Genomic DNA, 19,972 nt, shown 5'->3' on the forward strand with positions numbered 1-19,972 from the left:
GATTCGAGTCACATGGGGAAAGCAGGGGGCGGGCGGGTGGAGGGGTGGAAGGTGGGGTCAGGCGGCACATGGGACGTCTCCTAGCCGAGGCGGCCCAGGCGGCGGGCTTCCTGATCGGCGGCCTGCTGCACCAGGGGCGGCACGTCGAGGATCAGGGCCACTTCGCCGCTGCCCAGGATGGTGGAGCCGGCGATGCCGCGCAGATGGCGGAACATCTGCCCGAGGGGTTTGATGACGGTTTGGAATTCGCCGAGCAGGCGGTCAACCACCAGGCCGGCGCGGCGGTTGCCGTACTTCACTACCACCACGTTCTGCCGCCCGCCGGAGGATTCCAGGTCAAGCAGGTGGCCCAGGTTCAGGCAGGGCAATGCCTCGCCGCGCAGGTCCAGGTAGTGGCTCGGCTGGGCGCGCTGGTCGCAGGCCGGCAATTCGACGCATTCCTGAACCAGGTCCAGGGGCACTACGAAGGGGCTGCCGCCAACCTGGATGAGGAAGCCGTCGATGATCGCCAGGGTGAGGGGCAGGCGGATGCGCATGGTGGTGCCGGCACCCTCGCGGCTGTCGATGTCGATGCTGCCGCGCAGGGCGGCGATGTTGCGCTTGACCACGTCCATGCCGACGCCACGGCCGGACAGGTTGGTGACCTGGTCGGCGGTGGAAAAGCCCGGCTCGAAGATCAGGGCGAACACTTCCCGGTCGTCGAGCACCTGGCCCGGGGCCACCAGGCCCCGCTCCCGGGCCTTGGCCAGGATCTTGTCGCGCTTGAGGCCGCCGCCGTCGTCGGCCACTTCGATGACGATACTGCCGGACTCGTGGTAGGCGTTCAGCCCGAGCCGCCCCCGGGCCGGCTTGCCGGCGGCCAGGCGTGCCTCCGTGGGCTCGATGCCGTGGTCCATGGCGTTGCGCACCAGGTGCATCAGGGGGTCGCCGATCTTTTCCACTACGGTCTTGTCGAGCTCGGTCTCGGCGCCGGTGATGACCAGCTCGATGTCCTTACCCAGTTCACGGGAAACGTCGCGCACCACCCGGGGGAAGCGATTGAAGGATTCGCCGATCTCCACCATGCGCAGGGACAGGGCCCGGTCGCGGATGACCTCGACCTGGCGCTCCACCAGGGCCACCGCTTCGATCAGGGCGCCGTTGCCGTTGCGCTGGGCGAGCAGCCCGGCGGAAGCCCCGGCGATGACCAGTTCGCCGACCTGGTTGATCAGCTCTTCGAGCTTGTCGGCATCCACCCGGACGAAGCGGCTGGCGGCGGGCTTGCTGTCCCGGACCTTGGCCTGCTTGTCCAGGGCGGCCTGGACCAGGACGGGGGGAACCCCCGCCTCCTGGGTCAGGATTTCGCCCAGCCTCGGCGGCGCGGCACGGCGCTGCCGATCCAGGGCCCGCTCCACCTCGGCCGCCGTCAGGGCACCGCTGGCCACCAGGATTTCGCCCAGCCGGTCGGTGCCCTCGGGGGCCTCTGCCATGAGCCGCAGGTAGTCGCCCAGGGCCGCCCGGGGTGGCAGGATGGCGATGCGGCAGTCGTCGCGGACGAAATCGAAGGTGCTATCGATGGCCTCCCGGCTGGCGTCACTGAGAAAGTCCAGTTCGAAGCCCAGGTAGCAGCACTCCGGGTCCATCTCGTCCGCCGGGGGCAGCCTGTCCCACAGGGGCGTGATGTGCGTGATGGTGCCCAGGGTGCCCAGGTAGCGCAGGAAGGCGCTGGGGTCCATGCCCAGCTTCATCACGTCGGGGCCGAAGCGCAGGGAGATGTGCCAGGCCTGGTTATGGGCTCGCTCAACTTCTTCTTCTGCCGCCAGGCGGGACGGCTCATCCGTCGCGGGCGCCGTGGTGGCCACGGTGGCGCCCGTATCGCCGCAATGGGACTGGAGGGCCGCCACCAGATCGGCGCGCCGCGCCGCATGGGCGGCGGCCGTGTCTTCTGCCAGCGTCTCGCCGGCGGCCTGGCCGACCATCAGTCCGAGCTGGTCGCCGCACTCCAGGAGCAGGGCGATCAATTCGCCATTCACCGCCACCTGGCCGCTGCGCACCCGGTCGAGCAGGGTTTCGGCCACATGGGCGAAGGCTACCAGCTCGTCCAGGCTGAACAGGCCAGCGGAGCCCTTGATGGTGTGGATGGCACGGAACGTGGCGGCGATGGCTTCGCCGTCGGCCGGGTCCTGCTCCAGGGCGAGGAGGGAATCCTCCATGCCGAGCAGCAGTTCCCGGGCTTCGGCGACGAAGGTCTGCAGGACTTCATCCACGTTCATGGCCGTCTCCCGGCTGAGTCAGGCCGAAGGCCTTGCGCAGCCCGTACAGCTCGATCAGCCCCGACACCGTCGGGCTGCATTCGGCCAGGGTCAGACGGCGGTTTTCGGCCCGGGCCTGGCGGTAGAGCAGCAGCAGCAGCTGGATGCCGACGGTGTCGATCTCGTCCACCTCGGCCAGGTCCAGTTGCACCTCGGGGCCGGCGCACAGGGTGAGCAGCTGGGCCTTGACCCCGGCGGCGTAGATGTTGAACTCGCCCTGGAAGCGCAGGCGGGTGGTGCCGCCCTCGTTGTGGCAATGAATTTCCATGACCGTCTCCTCAGGGCTGAACCAGTTTGGCCACCGCCAGCAGCATCTGGGCGGGCTGGAAGGGCTTGACCACCCAGGCCTTGGCGCCGACGGCCTGGCCTCTCTGCTTCATGGCCTCGCCGGCCTCGGTGGTGAGCATGATCACCGGGGTGAAACGGTGCTCCGACAGCTTCTTCAGCTCGGCAACGAAGGTCAGGCCATCCATCACCGGCATGTTCACGTCGCTGATGATCAGGTGGGCCTTGTGGGCCTTGAGCTTGTTCAGCCCGTCCTGGCCGTCGCAGGCTTCCACGGTGTCGTAGCCGGCCCCCTTGAGGGCGATGCTGACGACCTGCCGCAGGGACGCGGAGTCGTCCACGATGAGAATGGTCTTTGCCATGGTGTTGCTCCTAGAAGAAGGTGATTTCGGATTCAGCCGGGGTCGAGCCGGTTTGGCCGCCATGGGCGGCGTGCTGCTCGACCGTGGTGTAGGTACGGGCCAGGTCGGCCAGCCAGGCGCGGGCGTCCAGATGGCGGTCTCCCTGGGCGAGGAAGCTGCCGAGCTTGTCCATGTCGTTGCGCACGTGGCCGAGCATCTGGCCCACCCGGTCCTGGAACTGGAGGGACACCAGGGCGTCGGAGACCTCGGCCTGGATGCCCTGGTTTTCCTGACGCAGGGTGTCGGTGGCCATGGACAGGTCGGCGGTGATGTCGTGGAAACGCTCCAGGATGCGGCCCACCGATTCCCGGGCCTGGTCCAGGGTCTGCTCATCCACCTGGGCCCCCAGGTCGGCAGCGCTCAGGGTGCCGTCGATGGTCGAGGTGACCAGTTGGACCTTCTCGGCGATCTGTTTGCCGGCGATGGCGGATTCGTTGGCCAGTTCGCGCACCGCGTCGGCCACCACGGCGAAGCCACGCCCCACCTCCCCGGCCCGGGCGGCCTCGATGGCGGCGTTGAGAGCCAGCAAGTTGGTCTGGCCGGCGATGCGTCCGACGCTGGCCGCCATCTTTTCCAGCTCGCCAATCACGTCGGCGAGGCGAGCCAATTGGTCGAGCATGGCCCGCTTGCTGTCCATCAGGCGGGTCAGGGCCGCGAGGATGTGGTCCAGGTCCTGGCGGCTCACTTCGAGCACCGGCAGCAAGCCGCCGCCCACCGAGGAATCGGTGGTCTGGGTGGTTTTGCCGAGGCGCTGGACGATGCCGGCGAAGCGTGCGGACAGGTCGCCGATGGCCGACTCGCTCTGGGTGCGCGCCAGTTCGATCTGCTGGGACCAGGTGGGCAGGATGCTGCCCTGGACCCCGTCGACCCGGGCTTGCAGGCTCTCTTGTTCTTCCCGGTTGTTCGCGGCGCGGACCTCCAGTTCGGATTCGAGCTTGAGTCGGGCGTCGATCAGGCGGCGGGCCCGGACCTGGCTCCAACGGGCGGCGGCGGCACCGCCGGCAAACAGGACGCCGGCCGCGGCGATCGCCAGAGGGTCGCCCCAGCGGTAAGCCAGGAGCCCGGCGGCGGAAGCCAGCCCCAGGGTCGCGGGGGGCAGCCAGAAAGATGCGAGGCTGGGGGCACGGGTGCTGGGGATAGCGGAATTCATGACCGGTCCTCCACCAGGCCGCGCACTGCCTGGGTGAGCTGTTCGAAATCGACGCTCTTGTCGAAGAAGAAGTCCGCCCCGGCGGTGGTGCAGCGGCGGCGGAACCCCAGGTGGTTGGAGAAGATGGCCACCACGGTGGCCGGGGACTCCAGCTTGATCTTGGTGAGCAGGGCGATGCCGCTGCCGTCGGGCAGGTCGAGGTCCAGGATCACGCACTGGGGATGGAACAGACGGAAGTAGCGCAGCCCTTCGGCCAGGTGGTCGGCCACGGCGATTTCCATGCCCGGCAGGGGGGCCAGGGCCAGACGGAGGCGCTCGCTGATCAGCTTCGAGTCTTCGACGATGAGGGTTTTCATGGGGCTGTTTCCAAAGGCGTGCGGCGATGACTGCATTACAGGCCAATGGACGCCCCGGCGCCGTCGGCAACGGCGGAACGTGGGCTAGGGAGCGGCTGAATCTCCTGTCGGAAAATTCCTACATGGCACCCCGCAAACGAAAAACCCGCCGGGGCAACCGGCGGGTTTTTTCGTTTGCGGATAGTGAGGATGCCGGCGCCGCCGGCCCGCCCTGGCTTGCGCCCTACTCCTGGGCCAAGCCGTGGCGCAGGGCGTAGCGCACCAGGTCGGCGTTGTTGTCGATGGCGAGCTTTTGCATCAGGCGGGTCTTGTGGGTGCTCACCGTCTTGGCGCTGACGTGGAGCCGATCGCCCACCTCGGCCAGGGACAGGCCGCCGCTCAGCAGTTGCAGCACCTCGAATTCCCGATCGGACAGCACTTCGTGGGGCGGTGCGTCCTCGGGGGCGCCGAACACCATGGCGTCGACCAGGTCGGGATCGATGAAGCGGCCGCCGCCCGCTACCTTGCGCACCGCCGCCAGCAGAATGGCCGGATCGCTATCCTTGGTGACGTAGCCGGCCGCGCCGGCGCGCAGCGCCCGGGACACCAACTGGCTCTCGTTGTGCATGCTGAGTACCAGAATCGGCACCTGGGGCGCCTCGCCGTGGGCACGGCGGATCAGGTCCAACCCGCTGAGGCCGGGCATGGACATGTCCATCAGCAGCAAATCCACCCCGCCCTGGCGCAGTTGGGCCAGGACTTCGCTGCCCTGGCTGGCCTCGGCGCAGACTTGCAGGTCCGCTTCGGCGGTGATGAGCTGCTTGAGGCCGCCACGCACGATGCTATGGTCGTCGGCGATCAGGATACGGATCATGGCGCCACATCCTCCCGGGGGATGGTGATGTACAGGGTGGTGCCCCGGCCGGGCACGCTGTGGATGCGCAAGGTGCCGCCCAGGGCCTCGAGGCGTTCGCCCATACCAACCAGGCCAAAGGAATTGGGCCGGACCAGGGAAGGGTCGAAGCCCTTGCCGTCGTCGGCAATGCTCAGTTCCACTTGCTGGTCGCCCAGGTGAAACCGGACGGTCACCGCGCTGGCCCCGGCATGGCGCATCACATTGGTCAGCGACTCTTGGACGATGCGGAATAGGGCCGTGGCCCGGCCATCGTCCAGGGATTCCTCGCCGCTGGCGCCGAACGTGCAGACGATGCCGGTGCGCTGGCGAAAATCGTCGGTGAGCCATTCCAGGGCCGGCACGATGCCCAGGTTGAGCATGGCCGGACGCAACTGGCTGGCCACTTGGCGCATCACTCCGACGGTGTCGTCGAGCAACTTCTGGATGGTTTCCAGGCGCCGGCCGATGTCCGGCGAGACTTCGCCCAGGTCGCGGCGCAGCAGGCTCACATCCATCTTCAGGGCGGTGAGCAGGGAACCCTGCTCGTCGTGCAGCTCCCGGGCGATGCGCTTGCGCTCTTCCTCGACCGCCTCTCCCCAATGGGCGGCCAGTTCGCGCAGGCGCTGGGAGGATTCACGCAGTTCCTGCTCCATGCGCTTGGTTTCGGTCAGATCGAGTACGAAGGACACGCCGCGTTCGACCTCTCCATCCAATCGTGCGCTGCCGACCAGGACCGGGAAACGGGTCCCGTCGACCCGCAGGCAGGTCTTCTCATAAGGCAGGATGGCCTGGCCCGCCGCCATGGCGGCCCGGGCACGCCGGGTGGTTTCATGGCATTCCGGCGCCACCAGCCGCTCCCAGGAGACCTCTCCGGCCAGAACATCCTCACGGCGCAGGCCGAACAGTTCCAGGAAGGCCGTATTGGCATCGATGACGTGGTTATCTCGCCCCCAGAACATGACGCCAATGATGTTGGCGTCCACCAGGTAGTGGATCAGGGCATTGCGCTCCTGCAAGGCGACTTCGGCCTGGCGGCGTTCGGCAACCTCGGCACTGAGGCGCCGGTTGGCGGCCTCCAGCTCGGCGGTACGCTCCCGCACCCGCTCTTCCAGGTCGCGGCGCAGGGCCTGCAAGGTGAGGTGGGTGGCGATGCGGGCCTGCACCTCTTCGCTCTTGATCGGCTTGGCGATGTAGTCCACCCCGCCGCTGGCAAAGGCCTTGACCCGGTCCTCCACCGCGCTGGCGGCGCTGATGAAGATTACCGGAATGTCCGCGCAGCCCGGCTCGGCCTTGAGCCGGGCGCAGGTCTCGTAGCCGTCCATGTCGGGCATGCAGATGTCGAGCAGGACCAGGTCCGGACGGCCCTGGGCCACGGCAGCCAACACCGCGGCGCCGTCGTTGACGGCCAGCACCGTATAGCCCCAGCGCTCCAGCAGCCGGACGAGCAGGTGCCGGTCCAGCGGCGAATCGTCCGCCAGCAGGATCGTACCCGACGGGTTGGGGACTGCGCTTGTCTGCGTCACGTTGCCCTCCTGGAACCCTGCCGTGCCCATGCGTGCTGGGACCGACAGCCAACTACATACTGTAGCGGATGGAAACCACATGCAACCTGACTAATACTGTCATGGGAAGCGGGCCGCCGGCATGGCCCAAGAAAAAGCCCGGCATAGCCGGGCTTTTCGGGAGGCTGGAGATAAACGGCGGCCGGTGGAAGGCCGCCAGGCGGTCACTCCACGGTGACCGATTTCGCCAGGTTGCGCGGCTTATCCACGTCGGTGCCCTTGACCAGCGCGGCGTGGTAGGCGAGCAGTTGCAGGGGCACCACGTGCAGCACCGGGGAGAGCTTGCCGTAATGCTCGGGCAGCTGGATCAGGTGCACCCCGTCGGCCTCGCCGGCCCCCAGGTCCACCCGTGCGTCGGCAAAGACGTACAGCTCGCCGCCCCGGGCGCGCACTTCCTGGAGGTTGCTCTTGAGCTTTTCCAAGAGTTCGTCGTTGGGGGCCACGGCAATCACCGGCATATCCCGGTCCACCAGGGCCAGGGGGCCGTGCTTGAGCTCGCCGGCCGGGTAGGCTTCGGCGTGGATGTAGGAGATTTCCTTGAGCTTCAAGGCCCCTTCCAGGGCGATCGGGTAGTGGATGCCCCGACCCAGGAACAGGGCGTGGCGCTTGTCGGCGAAGTGCTCGGCCCAGGCCTGGATGGCCGGTTCCTGCTCCAGCACGGCGGACACGGCGGCGGGCAGGTGGCGCAGGGCGTCGATTTCCCGGGCCTCGTCCGCGGCGGTAAGGCGGCCCTTGGTCTTGGCCACGGCCAAGGTGAGCAGGTAGAGGGCGGCGAGCTGGGTGGTGAAGGCCTTGGTGGAGGCCACGCCGATCTCGGGGCCGGCCCGGGTGATGAAGCGCAGGGCCGATTCGCGCACGATGGCCGATTCGGGCACGTTGCACAGGGCCAGGGTATGAGGCTGGCCCAGGGCCTTGGCGTGCTTGAGGGCGGCCAGGGTGTCGGCGGTCTCGCCGGACTGGGAAATGGCCACCACCAGCTGGCGCGGGTTGGGCACCGAGGTGCGGTAGCGGTATTCGCTGGCGATCTCCACGGTGCAGGGCACGCCGGCGATGCTTTCCAGCCAGTAGCGGGCGGTCAGGCCCGAGTGGTAGCTGGTGCCGCAAGCCAGGATCAGCACGCTGTCGATGTCGCGCAGCACGGCCTCGGCCTCGGCACCGAACAGGCCGGGCTGGACCGATTTGGCGGCGCCCACCAGTTCCAGGGTGTTGGCCAGGGCGTCGGGCTGCTCGAAGATTTCCTTCTGCATGTAGTGGCGGAAGCGCCCCAGTTCCACGGCGTCGGCGGACAGCTGGGAAAGCACGGCGGGGCGATCCACCGGAGTGCCGTCGGAACGCAGGACGCGGTGGCCGGCCGGGGTCAGCTCGGCCACGTCGCCGTTTTCCAGGTAAACCATGCGCCGAGTCACCTGGAGCAGGGCGGAAGCGTCGGAGGCAGCGTAGTTGCCGTCGTCGGCCAGGCCGAGCAGCAGCGGCGAGCCTTCCCGGGCGACGATCACCCGCGTCGGGTCTTCCTCGCGCACCACGGCGATGGCGTAGGCGCCCTTCAGCTGGCGCACCGTGGCACACACGGCGGCAAGCAGGTCGGCGGAGCCCTTCAGCTCGCGCTGCACCAGGTGGGCGATGACCTCAGTGTCGGTGTCCGAGGTGAACACGTAGCCCTGGGCCTGCAATTCGGCCTTGAGGCCCTCGTAGTTCTCGATGATGCCGTTGTGCACCACCGCCAGCCCGCCAGAGATATGGGGGTGGGCGTTGCGCTCGCAGGGCACCCCGTGGGTGGCCCAGCGGGTATGGGCGATGCCGGTTTCGGCAGCCAGGGGGGGCGCGCCTTCCGGCGCGGCTAGGGCGGCCAGTTCGGCCACCCGGCCGACGGCGCGGCGCCGTTCCAGATGGCCGCCGTTGATCACCGCCAGGCCGGCGGAGTCGTAGCCCCGGTATTCAAGCTTGCGCAGCCCTTCGAGAAGGACGGGAACGATGTTGCGGCCGGTGGCCGCGGCGGCGACGATGCCACACATGGGGATTTCTCCTGCTTACTTGGCGGGGGTGGCGGCTTCGGCGGCGCCGGTTGCCGGAGCGAGGTCGCCGGCCTGGGCGGCGCCGGTGGGCAGATTGCCCTTCAGGGCCTCATCGACGGCGCGCTTGGCGAAGGTGGGGCCGGTGCCGTAGAGCAGCCCGACGCCCAGGGCGGCCAGGGCCAGGCCGAACAGGAGCTGCTTACCAGGGCGGGCATTGTCGCTCCAGCGCTTGACGCAGAAGGTGACGGCGCCGGCCAACGAGATCGCGAACACCCCGGCACCGGGCCGCCAACCATAGACCATGCAGGCGATGGCGGCGAGCAGGGGGGCCAGGATGAACAGGCGCCACTTCCAGCCGAAAGCGAACGAGGTGACCAGACTGTCGGTGTAACCGACCAGCACCAGCACCAGCCCGGAAGCCACCGAGACGGCGACCACCAGGACGAACAGGGTGAACCAGATATCCATGGAAAAAGTCCAGGTTGCGAATGATGAGTGGGAGAAGGCCAAAGCCCGGCGACGCCGGGCCGGGTCAGTCCTTCTTGGCCGCCTTGACCGGGCGCACCCAGTTGGGCACGGTGGTCTGGCGAGCGCGGGAGACGGTGAGCAGGCCGGCCGGTGCGTCCTTGGTCAAGGTGGTGCCGGCGCCCAGGGTGGCGCCCTTGCCGACCCGCACCGGGGCTACCAGTTGGGTGTCGGAGCCGATGAAGGCGTCGTCCTCGATCACCGTGCGGAACTTGTTGGCGCCGTCGTAGTTGCAGGTGATGGTGCCGGCGCCGATGTTCACCCGTTCCCCCACGTCGGCGTCGCCCACGTAGGCCAGGTGGTTGGCCTTGGAGCCGGCGCCGATCACGCTGTTCTTGACCTCGACGAAGTTGCCGACGTGAGCCTCGGCCCCCAGGCGGGTGCCGGGACGCAGCCGGGCGTAGGGGCCGACGATGGCGTCCGGGCCGACCACGCAGTCCTCCAGGTGGCAAAAGGCGGCGAGACGGGCCCCGGCCTGGACGGTGACGTTCTTGAGCACGCAGTAGGGGCCCACGTCCACCGCCTCTTCCAGCACCACCTTGCCTTCGAACACAGCGCCGACGTCGATGGCCACGTCGCGGCCGCAATTGAGCTCGCCGCGGATGTCGATGCGCGCCGGGTCGGCCAGACGCACCCCGGCTTCGAGCAGGCGCCGGGCCAAGTGGCCCTGCCAGCTGCGCTCCAGCTCGGCCAGCTGGACCTTGCTATTGACGCCCAGGACTTCCCACTCGGCGGCGGGATGGGCGGTGTGCACCGGCACACCTTCAGCCACCGCCAGGGCGATCACGTCGGTCAGGTAATACTCGCCCTGGGCATTGTCGTTGGACAGGCGGCCCAACCAGTCGCCCAGATGGGCCGTGGGCAGGGCCAGGATGCCGGTGTTGACCTCGTCGATGGCCTTTTCCGCCGGACTCGCGTCCTTTTCCTCGACGATGTGGGTCACCCGGCCGGCGCCGTCGCGGACGATGCGGCCGTAGCCGGTGGGGTTGGCCAGGCGCACCGTGAGCACGGCCAACCCGTCGCCGGCGGCGCGCACCAGACGTTGCAAGGTTTCGGCCTGGATCAGGGGCACGTCGCCGTAGAGCACCAGGGTCACCGGCGCCGCGCTCAGGTGAGGCACTGCCTGGGCCACGGCGTGGCCGGTGCCGAGCTGGGGCGATTGCAGCGCCCAGGCCAGGTCCGGCGCCTCCAGGGCCGCGCGAACCACCTCGCCGCCATGGCCGTGCACCACGGTGATGCCCTGGGGCGCCAGGGAGCGGGCGGTGTCCAGCACGTGGGCGGCCAGGGCCTTGCCCGCCAGGGGATGCAGCACCTTGGGCAGGTTGGAGTGCATGCGCTTGCCCTGGCCGGCGGCCAGGACCACCACGTTGAGGGCGGGCAGGGGGGAATGGGAGGCAGACACGAGGGGCGGGCTCTCAAAAAAACAACCCGGCAGGGCCGGGGTTATCCGCCGGACAGGTCAGCCGGCGGTGCTGCGGTTCGGACGTATTTTCGCGCAGAAGGGGGGCGCCGCGCCAGGAAAGACGCCACGCCCGCCGGGGCATCAGGCCGACTTGCGCTCCTCCTGGGCGCCCAGGACCTCGTCGAGCACCTGCTTGCCGCGCTGGGAGACGAACCAGTGCAGCACGCTCTTGTCGTTGATGCGCGCCTCGATCAGCCCCAGGGCCTTGAGGGCGGCGAGCCGGCCGCTGATCTGCTCCCGGGGCAGGCCGGTCTTGTCGGCCAGGCCGGCCAGGTTGCCGTAGACGAAGTTTTCCTCGTTGATGGCGCGCAGGATGCCCACGTCCTGGTAAGAGAGGCTGTTGGCATCGTTCTCGGCGCTTTCCGGGGTCTTGTCCACCTGCGGCGGCGGGGCGGTGTTCAGGTCGCGCAGGGCGCCGACGTCGCTGCGCATTTGCTCCAGCTGGCTGAACAGGCGCTGGGTGACGTTTTCGACGAAGCGGCGGGTGGCCACCACGTAGAGCACCGAGAAGCCAGCGAAGACGAACAGGTCCAGGGGCCGGGTGCGGGCCGACTCCAGCAGGTTGGACGAGATCATGTTGAGGAAGAGGGGCACGGTCAGCGCCGCCACCACCCCGAGCAGGGCATAGCGCCCCCGTTCCGGCGCCGCGCCCCGGGGCCGGTCGGCGAGAAAGGCGTTGGCCAGCCCGCCGAGCAGGCCGGTGACCACGATGATGGCCAGGATGGCCATCAGGTGTGGGTCGGCCAGCCCTGACGGCTGAGCGACCTGAAGTGTCGTTTGCAGTTCCATCGAAACCCCCAGAACTAAATCCGGCCTACAGCCGGGTCTCCTCGGCGGCGGTTCATGCCGCCGCGCCGTTTCGTTTCTACGATCAGCGCATAACTATGCCACAGTCCGGCCCATGAAAAACCCCGCCCGGGCACGGGGCCGGGGCGGGGTTGCACGGGCCTTGTGCGGACGCCGCTCAGCGGGGCAGCGAGGTCGCGCCCATGAGGAACTGGTCCACCTCGCGGGCGGCCTGACGGCCTTCGCGGATGGCCCACACCACCAGGGACTGGCCACGGCGCATGTCGCCGGCGGCGAACACCTTGTCCACGTTGGTGGCATAGCAGCCCTCACCGTCGGTGCTGGCCTCGGCGTTGCCGCGGGCGTCCTTCTTCACGCCGAAGGCGTCGAGCACGCCGCCCACCGGGTTGGTGAAGCCCATGGCGAACAGCACCAGGTCGGCCTTGAGTTCGAACTCGGAGCCCGGCACTTCGCTCATCTTGCCGTCCTTCCACTCCAGGCGGACCGCCTTGAGGGCGCGGACGTTGCCGTTGCCGTCGTCGATGAACTCCTTGGTGGCCACGGCGAAGTCGCGGGAGCAGCCTTCTTCGTGGGACGAGGAGGTGCGCAGCTTGATCGGCCAGTAGGGCCAGGTCAGGGCCTTGTTCTCCTGGGCCGGCGGCTGGGGCATCAGTTCGAACTGGGTCACGGACAGGGCGCCATGGCGGTTGGAGGTGCCGACGCAGTCGGAACCGGTATCGCCGCCGCCGATCACCACCACGTGCTTGCCCTTGGCGGAGATGGGGTTAGCGCCGTCACCGGCCACTTCCTTGTTCTGCGGGATGAGCAGTTCCAAGGCGAAATGCACGCCCTTGAGGGCACGGCCAGGGACCGGCAGATCACGGGGCACTTCGGAACCGCCGGTGAGCAGCACGGCGTCGAATTCCTTGTCCAGCTGGGCCGGGGTCACCACCTCGGTGGCATCGTTGATGATGCCGGCGGGCACGTCGGCCTTGCTGCCGGCCACCAGCACCTTGGTCTTGAAGGTGACGCCCTCGGCTTCGAGCTGGGCGACGCGGCGGTCGATGGTGCTCTTTTCCAGCTTGAAGTCGGGAATGCCGTAGCGCAGCAGGCCGCCGACCCGGTCGTTCTTCTCGAACACGGTCACGGCGTGGCCGGCGCGGGCCAGCTGCTGGGCGGCCGCCAGGCCGGCGGGGCCGGAGCCGACCACCGCCACCTTCTTGCCGGTCTTGGCCGCAGCGGGCTGAGGCTTCACCCAGCCGTTTTCCCAGGCCTTGTCGATGATGGCGTGCTCGATCGACTTGATGCCCACCGGCTCCTCATTGATGCCCAGGGTGCAGGCGGCCTCGCAGGGGGCGGGGCAGATGCGGCCGGTGAATTCCGGGAAGTTGTTGGTGGAGTGCAGGACGGCGATGGCCTCTTCCCACTTGTTGCGGTACACCAGGTCATTCCAGTCAGGAATGATGTTGTTGACCGGGCAGCCGTTGTTGCAGAACGGAATGCCGCAGTCCATGCAACGGGCGCCCTGGATGGCCGCATCCTTGTCGTCCAGGCGGGCGACAAACTCCTTGTAGTGCTTGAGCCGGGCCTCGACGGGCTGATAAGCCTCGGAGAGACGCTCGAACTCCATGAATCCGGTCGGCTTACCCATTACGCGGCCTCCAGTTGGTTCTCACGTTGCGCCTTGAGCTTCGCCAGGGCCTTGGCGTACTCGGTGGGCATGACTTTGACGAACTTGCAGCGGTAATCGCTCCAGCTGGCCAGGATTTCCTTGGCACGAGCGGAACCGGTGGCCGCGGCATGCTTTTCGATCAGGGACTTGAGCAGGGCCTCGTCGGCCATGGCCAGGTGGCGGATGTCCACCTTGCCGTGACCGGACAGGTCGCCGCCCGGGCCGAATTCGCCCAGGGCGTCGGCGGCGGCCTCTTCCTCGGGCACCGGCTCCAGGGCCACCTGGGCCAGGTTGCAGCGGGACTGGAAGTCGCCTTCCAGATCGAGGACGTAGGCCACGCCGCCGGACATGCCCGCGGCGAAGTTGCGGCCGGTCTGGCCGAGCACGACGACGGTGCCGCCGGTCATGTATTCGCAGCCGTGGTCGCCCACGCCTTCCACCACCGCGGTGGCGCCGGAGTTGCGCACGCAGAAGCGTTCGCCGGCCACGCCGTTGAAGAACACCTCGCCGTCGATGGCGCCGTACAGGACGGTGTTGCCGACGATGATGTTCTCGGCGGTGTTGCCGCGGAAGGCTTGCGGAGCCTTGATGACGATGCGGCCGCCGGAGAGGCCCTTGCCGACGTAGTCGTTGCCTTCGCCGGTCAGCTCGAAGGTGACACCGTGAGCCAGGAAAGCACCGAAGCTCTGACCGGCGGTACCGGTCAGGTTCACGTGGATGGTGTCGTCGGGCAGGCCGGCATGGCCGTAGCGCTTGGCCACCTCACCGGACAGCATGGCGCCGGCGGAGCGGTTGACGTTGATGATCTTGGACTCGATCACCACCTTCTCGCCCTTTTCCAGGGCCGGCTTGGCCTGTTCGATCAGGGTGTGGTCGAGGGCCTTCACCAGGCCGTGGTCCTGGGTCTCGGCGTGGAGGCGGGCCACGTCGTCGCCCACCGCCGGGATGTGGAAGATCTTGGTGAAGTCGAGACCCTTGGCCTTCCAATGCTCGATGCCGTCCTTCATGTCGAGGAGGTCGGCACGGCCGATGATCTCGTCCAGGGTGCGCACACCCATCCAGGCCATCAGTTCGCGCAGCTCTTCGGCGACGAAGAAGAAGTAATTGACCACGTGCTCGGGCTGGCCGGTGAACTTCTTGCGCAGCGCCGGATCCTGGGTGGCCACGCCCACCGGGCAGGTGTTCAGGTGGCACTTGCGCATCATGATGCAGCCTTCCACCACCAGCGGCGCGGTGGCGAAGCCGAACTCGTCGGCGCCGAGCAGGGCACCGATCAGCACGTCGCGGCCGGTCTTCATCTGGCCGTCCACCTGGACGCGGATGCGGCCGCGCAGACGGTTGAGCACCAGGGTCTGCTGGGTTTCGGCCAGGCCGAGCTCCCAGGGGGTGCCGGCATGCTTGATGGAGGACAGGGGCGAGGCACCGGTGCCGCCGTCATGGCCGGCGATCACCAGGTGGTCGGCCTTGGCCTTGGAGACGCCGGCGGCCACGGTGCCCACGCCCACTTCGGACACCAGCTTCACGGAGATGGAGGACACCGGATTCACGTTCTTCAGATCGTGGATCAGCTGGGCCAGGTCTTCGATGGAGTAGATGTCGTGGTGCGGCGGGGGGGAGATCAGGCCGACGCCGGGCACGGAGTGGCGCAGGGCGCCGATGTACTCGGAGACCTTGTGGCCGGGCAGCTGGCCGCCTTCGCCGGGCTTGGCGCCCTGGGCCATCTTGATCTGGATCTGGTCGGAGTTGGCCAGGTACTCGGCGGTGACGCCGAAGCGGCCGGAGGCCACCTGCTTGATCGCGGAGCGCAGGGAATCACCGTCCTTCAGCTCCAGGTCGCGGGCGATGCGGCCGGCGCCGATGATCTCGGACAGCATCTGGCCGCCCTTGACCGGCTTGAAGCGGTTGGCATCCTCGCCGCCTTCGCCGGTGTTGGACTTGCCGCCGATGCGGTTCATCGCCACGGCCAGGGTGGTGTGGGCTTCGGTGGAGATGGAACCCAGGGACATGGCGCCGGTGGCGAAGCGCTTGACGATGTCCTTGGCGGATTCGACTTCCTCCAGGGGCACCGGAGCGCCGGCCTGCTTGATCTTGAACAGACCGCGCAGCGTCAGGTGGCGCTTGCTCTGGTCGTTGATGATCTTGGCGTACTCCTTGTAGGAGTCGAACTTGCCGGAGCGGGTCGAGTGCTGCAGCTTGGCGATGGCGTCCGGGGTCCACATGTGCTCTTCGCCGCGGATACGGAAGGCGTATTCGCCGCCGGTCTCGAGCATGTCGTCCAGGACCGGGTCGTTGCCGAAAGCGGCACGGTGCACGCGCAGGGCTTCCTCGGCCACATCCTTGAGGCCGATGCCTTCCACCTGGGTGGCGGTACCGGGGAAGTAGCGCTTGACGAAGTCGGAGGCCAGGCCGATGGCTTCGAAAATCTGGGCGCCACAGTAGGACTGGTAGGTCGAGATGCCCATCTTGGACATGACCTTGTTCAGCCCCTTGTTGACGGCCTTGATGAAGCGCTTCTGAGCCTCGTAGGCGGACACTTCGCCGGGCAGGCCCTTGGCGATCTCGGCCAGGGTGTCCATGGTCAGCCACGGACAGACGGCCTCGGCGCCGTAACCGGCGAGCAGGGCGAAGTGGTGGGTTTCGCGGGCGGAGCCGGTATCGATCACCAGGCCGGTGGAGGTGCGCAGGCCAGCCTTCACCAGGTGGTGGTGGACGGCGGCACAAGCCAGCAGGGCGGGGATGGCGGCCCGGCTGGCGGTCACGCCGCGATCGGACAGGATCAGCACGTTGTAGCCGTCGGCCACGCTCTTCTCGGCGGCGGCGCAGACGGCCTGGAGGGCCTTGTCGCAGCCTTGCTCGCCTTCGGCGGCGGAGAAGGTGATGTCCAGCACCAGGGACTTGTAGCGGCCGTCGCTGGACTTGTCGATGGCGCGCAGCTTGGCCAGGTCGTCGTTGGTCAGCACCGGCTGGTGCACTTCCAGGCGCAGCGGCGGGTTGGTTTCATCGACGCCGAGCAGGTTGGGCTTGGGGCCGATGAAGCTGGTCAGGGACATGACGATTTCTTCGCGGATCGGGTCGATCGGCGGGTTCGTCACCTGGGCGAACAGCTGCTTGAAGTAGTGGTAGAGCGGCTTGTCCTTGTTGGACAGCACGGTCAGCGGGCTGTCGTTGCCCATGGAGCCGGTGGCTTCTTCGCCGGCGGCGGCCATCGGCTGCAGGATGAACTTGATGTCTTCCTGAGTGAAGCCGAAGGCTTGCTGCAGGTCGAGCAGGGACACGGCGGACGGCGCCACGGGCTCGGCCTTGGGCAGGTCGGCGAGGAAGTAGCGGGACTGCTCGATCCACTGGCGGTAGGGCTTGGCCGAGGACAGGGACTGCTTCACCTCGGCGTCGTCGATGATGCGCCCCTGCTCCAGGTCGATGAGGAACATCTTGCCGGGTTGCAGGCGCCACTTCTTGGCGATGGACTCTTGGGGGAAGGTCAGCACACCCATTTCCGAGGCCATCATCACCAAGCCGTCGTCGGTCACCAGGTAGCGCGCCGGGCGCAGGCCGTTGCGGTCCAGGGTGGCGCCGATCTGGCGGCCGTCAGTGAAGGCCACCGCGGCGGGGCCGTCCCACGGTTCCATCAGGGCGGCGTGGTATTCGTAGAAGGCGCGGCGCTCTTCGTCCATGAGGGGATTGCCGGCCCAGGCTTCGGGGATCAGCATCATCATGGCGTGGGACAGGCTGTAGCCGCCCATCACCAGCAGTTCGAGGGCGTTGTCGAAGCAGGCGGAATCGGACTGGCCGTCCACGATCAGGGGCCACAGCTTGTCCAGGTCTTCCTTCAGCCACTGGGAGGACATGGCCTTCTGGCGGGCCTTCATCCAGTTCACGTTGCCGCGCACGGTGTTGATTTCACCGTTGTGGGCAATCATGCGGAAGGGGTGGGCCAGATCCCAGGTGGGGAAGGTGTTGGTGGAGAAGCGCTGGTGCACCAGGGCCAGGGCAGAAACGACGCGGGAATCCTGCAGGTCCAGGTAGTACTCGCCCACCTGGTGGGCCAGCAGCATGCCCTTGTAGTTGATGGTGCGGGAGGACAGGGACGGGATGTAGAACTGCTTGCCGTCGTCCAGCTTGAGCTTGCGTACTTCGTGCTCGACCCGCTTGCGGATGACGAACAGCTTGCGCTCGAAGGCGTCCTGGTCGCCCAGGTCGGCGGACTTGGCGATGAACGCCTGGCGCATCATCGGCTCGATGTCGCGGGCAGCTTCGGCCAGGCCCCGGTTGTCGCGGGGAACGTCGCGCCAGCCGAGCAGGGTCTGGCCTTCTTCGAAGATCACCCGAGCGATCACCGATTCGCAAGCGGCGCGGCCGTTGGCGGACTGGGGCAGGAAGACGATGCCACAGGCGTACTCACCGGCCTTGGGCAGCGTGATGCCCAGCTTGCCGGCTTCGTCGCGCAGGAAGGCATCCGGCATTTGAATGAGGATGCCCGCGCCGTCGCCGAGCAGCGGGTCGTAGCCAGTGGCGCCACGATGGTCGAGGTTCTTCAGGATCTGCAGACCCTGCTCGACGATCGCGTGACTCTTTTGGTTTTTGATGTGGGCCACGAAACCGACGCCACAGGCATCCTTTTCGTTGACCGGATCGTACAAACCCTGCGCCGCAGGGACAGCCGATTGCATCACGCTTTTTCCTTCATCAAACATCTCGCAAACCCCCTAATGTTTGGGCGGGCGAGCAGGTTGACAGCAAATCAGGGGCGGCAAAAAAGCCGGGCTCAGACGCTCCCGGCTTTTGTATCCGCTTTCCCGACGAAAGTGGTCAGTCGTTTTCACAGACGAACCGCAAACTATACGCCGTTAGAACTAGGCGATCAAGGCATTGCGGCGCAACAATTTCACGGTCGCCGCACGCGCTCTTCGCTCCGTGCCAACGCCCCGCCCCGCAAGGGTTTCAGGCAGCCACCCGGGCGGCGATGGCCGCCCGGATTTCCGCCTCCGGCGCCGCATCGCTGAGCACCGCCCGACCGAGCCGCTCGAGCAGCACCAAGCGTAGGCGCCCGTCCTGGACCTTCTTGTCGTGGCTCATCAGTTCCAGATAGCGCTCCGCCCCCAGATTGGGGCCGCACACCGGCAGGCCGGCCGCGCGGAACAGGGCCTCGATGCGTTGCACGTCGGACTCGCCCAACCAGCCGAGACGGCGGGACAGCTCGGCCGCCATCATCGTGCCGGCGGCCACCGCCTCGCCGTGCAGCCATTCGCCGTAGCCCAGCCCGGTTTCGATGGCATGGCCGAAGGTATGGCCCAGGTTGAGCAGGGCCCGCTCACCGGCTTCCTTCTCGTCGGCGGCCACCACTTCGGCCTTGTGCTCACAGGAACGGCGCACCGCGTAGGCCAGGGCCTCCTTGTCGCGGGCGAGCAGGCGCGTCATGTTGGCTTCCAGCCAAACCAGGAATTCCGGATCGCGGATCAGGCCGTACTTGATGACTTCGGCCAACCCGGCGGCCAGCTCCCGATCGGGCAGAGTATCCAGGGTGTCCAGATCGGCCAGCACCAGCTTCGGCTGGTAGAAGGCGCCGATCATATTCTTGCCACGGGGGTGGTTGATGGCGGTCTTGCCGCCCACCGACGAATCCACCTGGGAGAGCAGGGTGGTGGGGATCTGGATGAAGGGCACACCCCGCTGGTAACACGCTGCCGCAAAACCGGTCATGTCGCCGATGACGCCGCCCCCGAGGGCGATCAGGGTCGTCGAACGCTCGGCATGCTGTTCCAGCAGCACATCGAAGATCCGGTTCAGGGTCGGCCAATCCTTGTAAGCCTCACCATCGGGCAGCACGATCTCGATCACCGCCACGCCCGCCTGGCGCAACGCGGCGGCCAACCGGCTCAGGTACAGAGGGGCCACGGTTTCGTTGGTGACCACGGCCACGCCGGCTTTCTTGACGAAGGGCAGGATCGGCGCCACATCGTCCAGCAGGCCGGTGCCGATGTGGATGTCGTAGGCGCGATCGTCCAGGGCTACGCGCAGGGGTTGCATGAAGAAGCCTCGTGCTCGGAATCGGGAAATTGCCGGGTGAGTTCGCGCAGCAGGAACTGGGCGACCGCCTGGGCGCTGGGCCCGGGGGATTCGACCACTAGATCGGCCACTTCGCGGTACAGGGGATCGCGCTGAGCGTGGAGCTCGCGCAGGCGCCCAAGGGGGTCGGCCACTTGCAACAGGGGACGGTTGCGGTCGTGGCGGGTGCGCTCGAACAACAGTTCCGGCGACGCCGCCAGGTAGACCACGAAGCCACCTCCCTTGAGGTTGGCCCGGTTTTCCGGATTGAGCACGACGCCCCCTCCGGTGGCCATCACCACCGGGCATTCCTGGGTCAGGTCGGCGATGGTCTGGGCCTCGCGGCGGCGAAACCCGGCCTCGCCCTCGATCTCGAAGATGATGGGAATGGCGACACCGGTACGGGCCTCGATTTCGTGATCCGAATCGATGAACCGCTTGTGCAGGCGCCGGGCAAGCAGACGGCCGACCGTGGTCTTGCCCGCACCCATCAGCCCCACCAGGTAAATATTGTCAGGAAATGGCTTCACGCCGGGATTCTAGCAGGAATGAAA

At 67.5% G+C, this 19,972-nt stretch carries 15 protein-coding genes; all 15 read right to left on the minus strand.

The features are described from left to right. Window positions 1–80: 80 nt before the first annotated feature. Window positions 81–2,252, minus strand: a complete 2,172-nt coding sequence (locus LWW89_RS08120; RefSeq protein ID WP_293263580.1) for a chemotaxis protein CheA — start codon at window positions 2,250–2,252, stop codon at window positions 81–83. Beyond that, window positions 2,239–2,559 (minus strand): STAS domain-containing protein, encoded by a 321-nt coding sequence (locus tag LWW89_RS08125; RefSeq protein ID WP_293263582.1) that lies wholly within the window; start codon window positions 2,557–2,559, stop codon window positions 2,239–2,241. Before LWW89_RS08125 ends, LWW89_RS08120 begins: the two co-directional genes overlap by 14 nt. 10 nt (window positions 2,560–2,569) lie before the next feature. Continuing rightward, the gene (locus LWW89_RS08130) at window positions 2,570–2,938 is read right to left on the minus strand and encodes a response regulator (protein WP_293263584.1); all 369 of its coding nucleotides are present in this window, start codon (window positions 2,936–2,938) and stop codon (window positions 2,570–2,572) included. A gap of 10 nt (window positions 2,939–2,948) precedes the next feature. Continuing rightward, the gene (locus LWW89_RS08135) at window positions 2,949–4,127 is read right to left on the minus strand and encodes a methyl-accepting chemotaxis protein (RefSeq protein ID WP_293263586.1); all 1,179 of its coding nucleotides are present in this window, start codon (window positions 4,125–4,127) and stop codon (window positions 2,949–2,951) included. After that, on the minus strand, window positions 4,124–4,483 hold the full coding sequence (locus LWW89_RS08140) for a response regulator (RefSeq protein WP_293263588.1): 360 nt from the start codon (window positions 4,481–4,483) through the stop codon (window positions 4,124–4,126). The genes LWW89_RS08135 and LWW89_RS08140 overlap by 4 nt, the downstream gene beginning before the upstream one ends. Window positions 4,484–4,706: 223 nt before the next feature. Beyond that, window positions 4,707–5,336: a response regulator transcription factor gene (locus LWW89_RS08145; RefSeq protein ID WP_293263589.1), complete on the minus strand. Its 630-nt coding sequence runs from the start codon at window positions 5,334–5,336 to the stop codon at window positions 4,707–4,709. After that, window positions 5,333–6,880, minus strand: coding sequence for a response regulator (locus LWW89_RS08150; protein WP_293263590.1), 1,548 nt, complete (start codon window positions 6,878–6,880; stop codon window positions 5,333–5,335). The genes LWW89_RS08145 and LWW89_RS08150 overlap by 4 nt, the downstream gene beginning before the upstream one ends. Before the next feature lie 203 nt (window positions 6,881–7,083). Beyond that, window positions 7,084–8,931: a glutamine--fructose-6-phosphate transaminase (isomerizing) gene (glmS, locus tag LWW89_RS08155; RefSeq protein ID WP_293263591.1), complete on the minus strand. Its 1,848-nt coding sequence runs from the start codon at window positions 8,929–8,931 to the stop codon at window positions 7,084–7,086. A gap of 15 nt (window positions 8,932–8,946) precedes the next feature. Continuing rightward, window positions 8,947–9,399: a hypothetical protein gene (locus LWW89_RS08160; protein ID WP_293263592.1), complete on the minus strand. Its 453-nt coding sequence runs from the start codon at window positions 9,397–9,399 to the stop codon at window positions 8,947–8,949. 64 nt (window positions 9,400–9,463) lie between these two features. Beyond that, the gene (glmU, locus tag LWW89_RS08165; protein WP_293263593.1) at window positions 9,464–10,858 is read right to left on the minus strand and encodes a bifunctional UDP-N-acetylglucosamine diphosphorylase/glucosamine-1-phosphate N-acetyltransferase GlmU; all 1,395 of its coding nucleotides are present in this window, start codon (window positions 10,856–10,858) and stop codon (window positions 9,464–9,466) included. Between the two features lie 141 nt (window positions 10,859–10,999). Further along, a complete protein-coding gene (locus LWW89_RS08170; protein ID WP_293263594.1) occupies window positions 11,000–11,707 on the minus strand; it encodes a YEATS-associated helix-containing protein in 708 nt (235 codons plus the stop codon). Between the two features lie 175 nt (window positions 11,708–11,882). Next, entirely contained in the window at window positions 11,883–13,355 is a 1,473-nt protein-coding gene (locus LWW89_RS08175; RefSeq protein WP_293263595.1) for a glutamate synthase subunit beta, read from the minus strand. Then, window positions 13,355–18,043: a glutamate synthase large subunit gene (gene gltB, locus LWW89_RS08180; RefSeq protein ID WP_293263596.1), complete on the minus strand. Its 4,689-nt coding sequence runs from the start codon at window positions 18,041–18,043 to the stop codon at window positions 13,355–13,357. Before gltB ends, LWW89_RS08175 begins: the two co-directional genes overlap by 1 nt. Before the next feature lie 271 nt (window positions 18,044–18,314). Continuing rightward, window positions 18,315–19,400 carry a 3-dehydroquinate synthase gene (aroB, locus tag LWW89_RS08185; RefSeq protein ID WP_291488180.1) on the minus strand — a complete coding sequence of 362 codons (1,086 nt, stop codon included), beginning with the start codon at window positions 19,398–19,400 and terminating at the stop codon, window positions 18,315–18,317. Further along, on the minus strand, window positions 19,382–19,948 hold the full coding sequence (locus tag LWW89_RS08190) for a shikimate kinase (RefSeq protein ID WP_291488182.1): 567 nt from the start codon (window positions 19,946–19,948) through the stop codon (window positions 19,382–19,384). Before LWW89_RS08190 ends, aroB begins: the two co-directional genes overlap by 19 nt. Window positions 19,949–19,972: the final 24 nt, after the last annotated feature.

The sequence above is a fragment of the Oryzomicrobium sp. genome, from assembly GCF_021287045.1.
Taxonomy (GTDB): Bacteria; Pseudomonadota; Gammaproteobacteria; order Burkholderiales; family Rhodocyclaceae; genus Oryzomicrobium.

Coding starts and splice junctions, on each gene's coding strand:
- LWW89_RS08120 (WP_293263580.1), bottom strand. CDS start 2,252: ATGAACGTGGATGAAGTCCTGCAGACCTTCGTCGCCGAAGCCCGGGAA.
- LWW89_RS08125 (WP_293263582.1), bottom strand. CDS start 2,559: ATGGAAATTCATTGCCACAACGAGGGCGGCACCACCCGCCTGCGCTTC.
- LWW89_RS08130 (WP_293263584.1), bottom strand. CDS start 2,938: ATGGCAAAGACCATTCTCATCGTGGACGACTCCGCGTCCCTGCGGCAG.
- LWW89_RS08135 (WP_293263586.1), bottom strand. CDS start 4,127: ATGAATTCCGCTATCCCCAGCACCCGTGCCCCCAGCCTCGCATCTTTC.
- LWW89_RS08140 (WP_293263588.1), bottom strand. CDS start 4,483: ATGAAAACCCTCATCGTCGAAGACTCGAAGCTGATCAGCGAGCGCCTC.
- LWW89_RS08145 (WP_293263589.1), bottom strand. CDS start 5,336: ATGATCCGTATCCTGATCGCCGACGACCATAGCATCGTGCGTGGCGGC.
- glmS (WP_293263591.1), bottom strand. CDS start 8,931: ATGTGTGGCATCGTCGCCGCCGCGGCCACCGGCCGCAACATCGTTCCC.
- LWW89_RS08160 (WP_293263592.1), bottom strand. CDS start 9,399: ATGGATATCTGGTTCACCCTGTTCGTCCTGGTGGTCGCCGTCTCGGTG.
- LWW89_RS08170 (WP_293263594.1), bottom strand. CDS start 11,707: ATGGAACTGCAAACGACACTTCAGGTCGCTCAGCCGTCAGGGCTGGCC.
- LWW89_RS08175 (WP_293263595.1), bottom strand. CDS start 13,355: ATGGGTAAGCCGACCGGATTCATGGAGTTCGAGCGTCTCTCCGAGGCT.
- gltB (WP_293263596.1), bottom strand. CDS start 18,043: ATGCAATCGGCTGTCCCTGCGGCGCAGGGTTTGTACGATCCGGTCAAC.
- aroB (WP_291488180.1), bottom strand. CDS start 19,400: ATGCAACCCCTGCGCGTAGCCCTGGACGATCGCGCCTACGACATCCAC.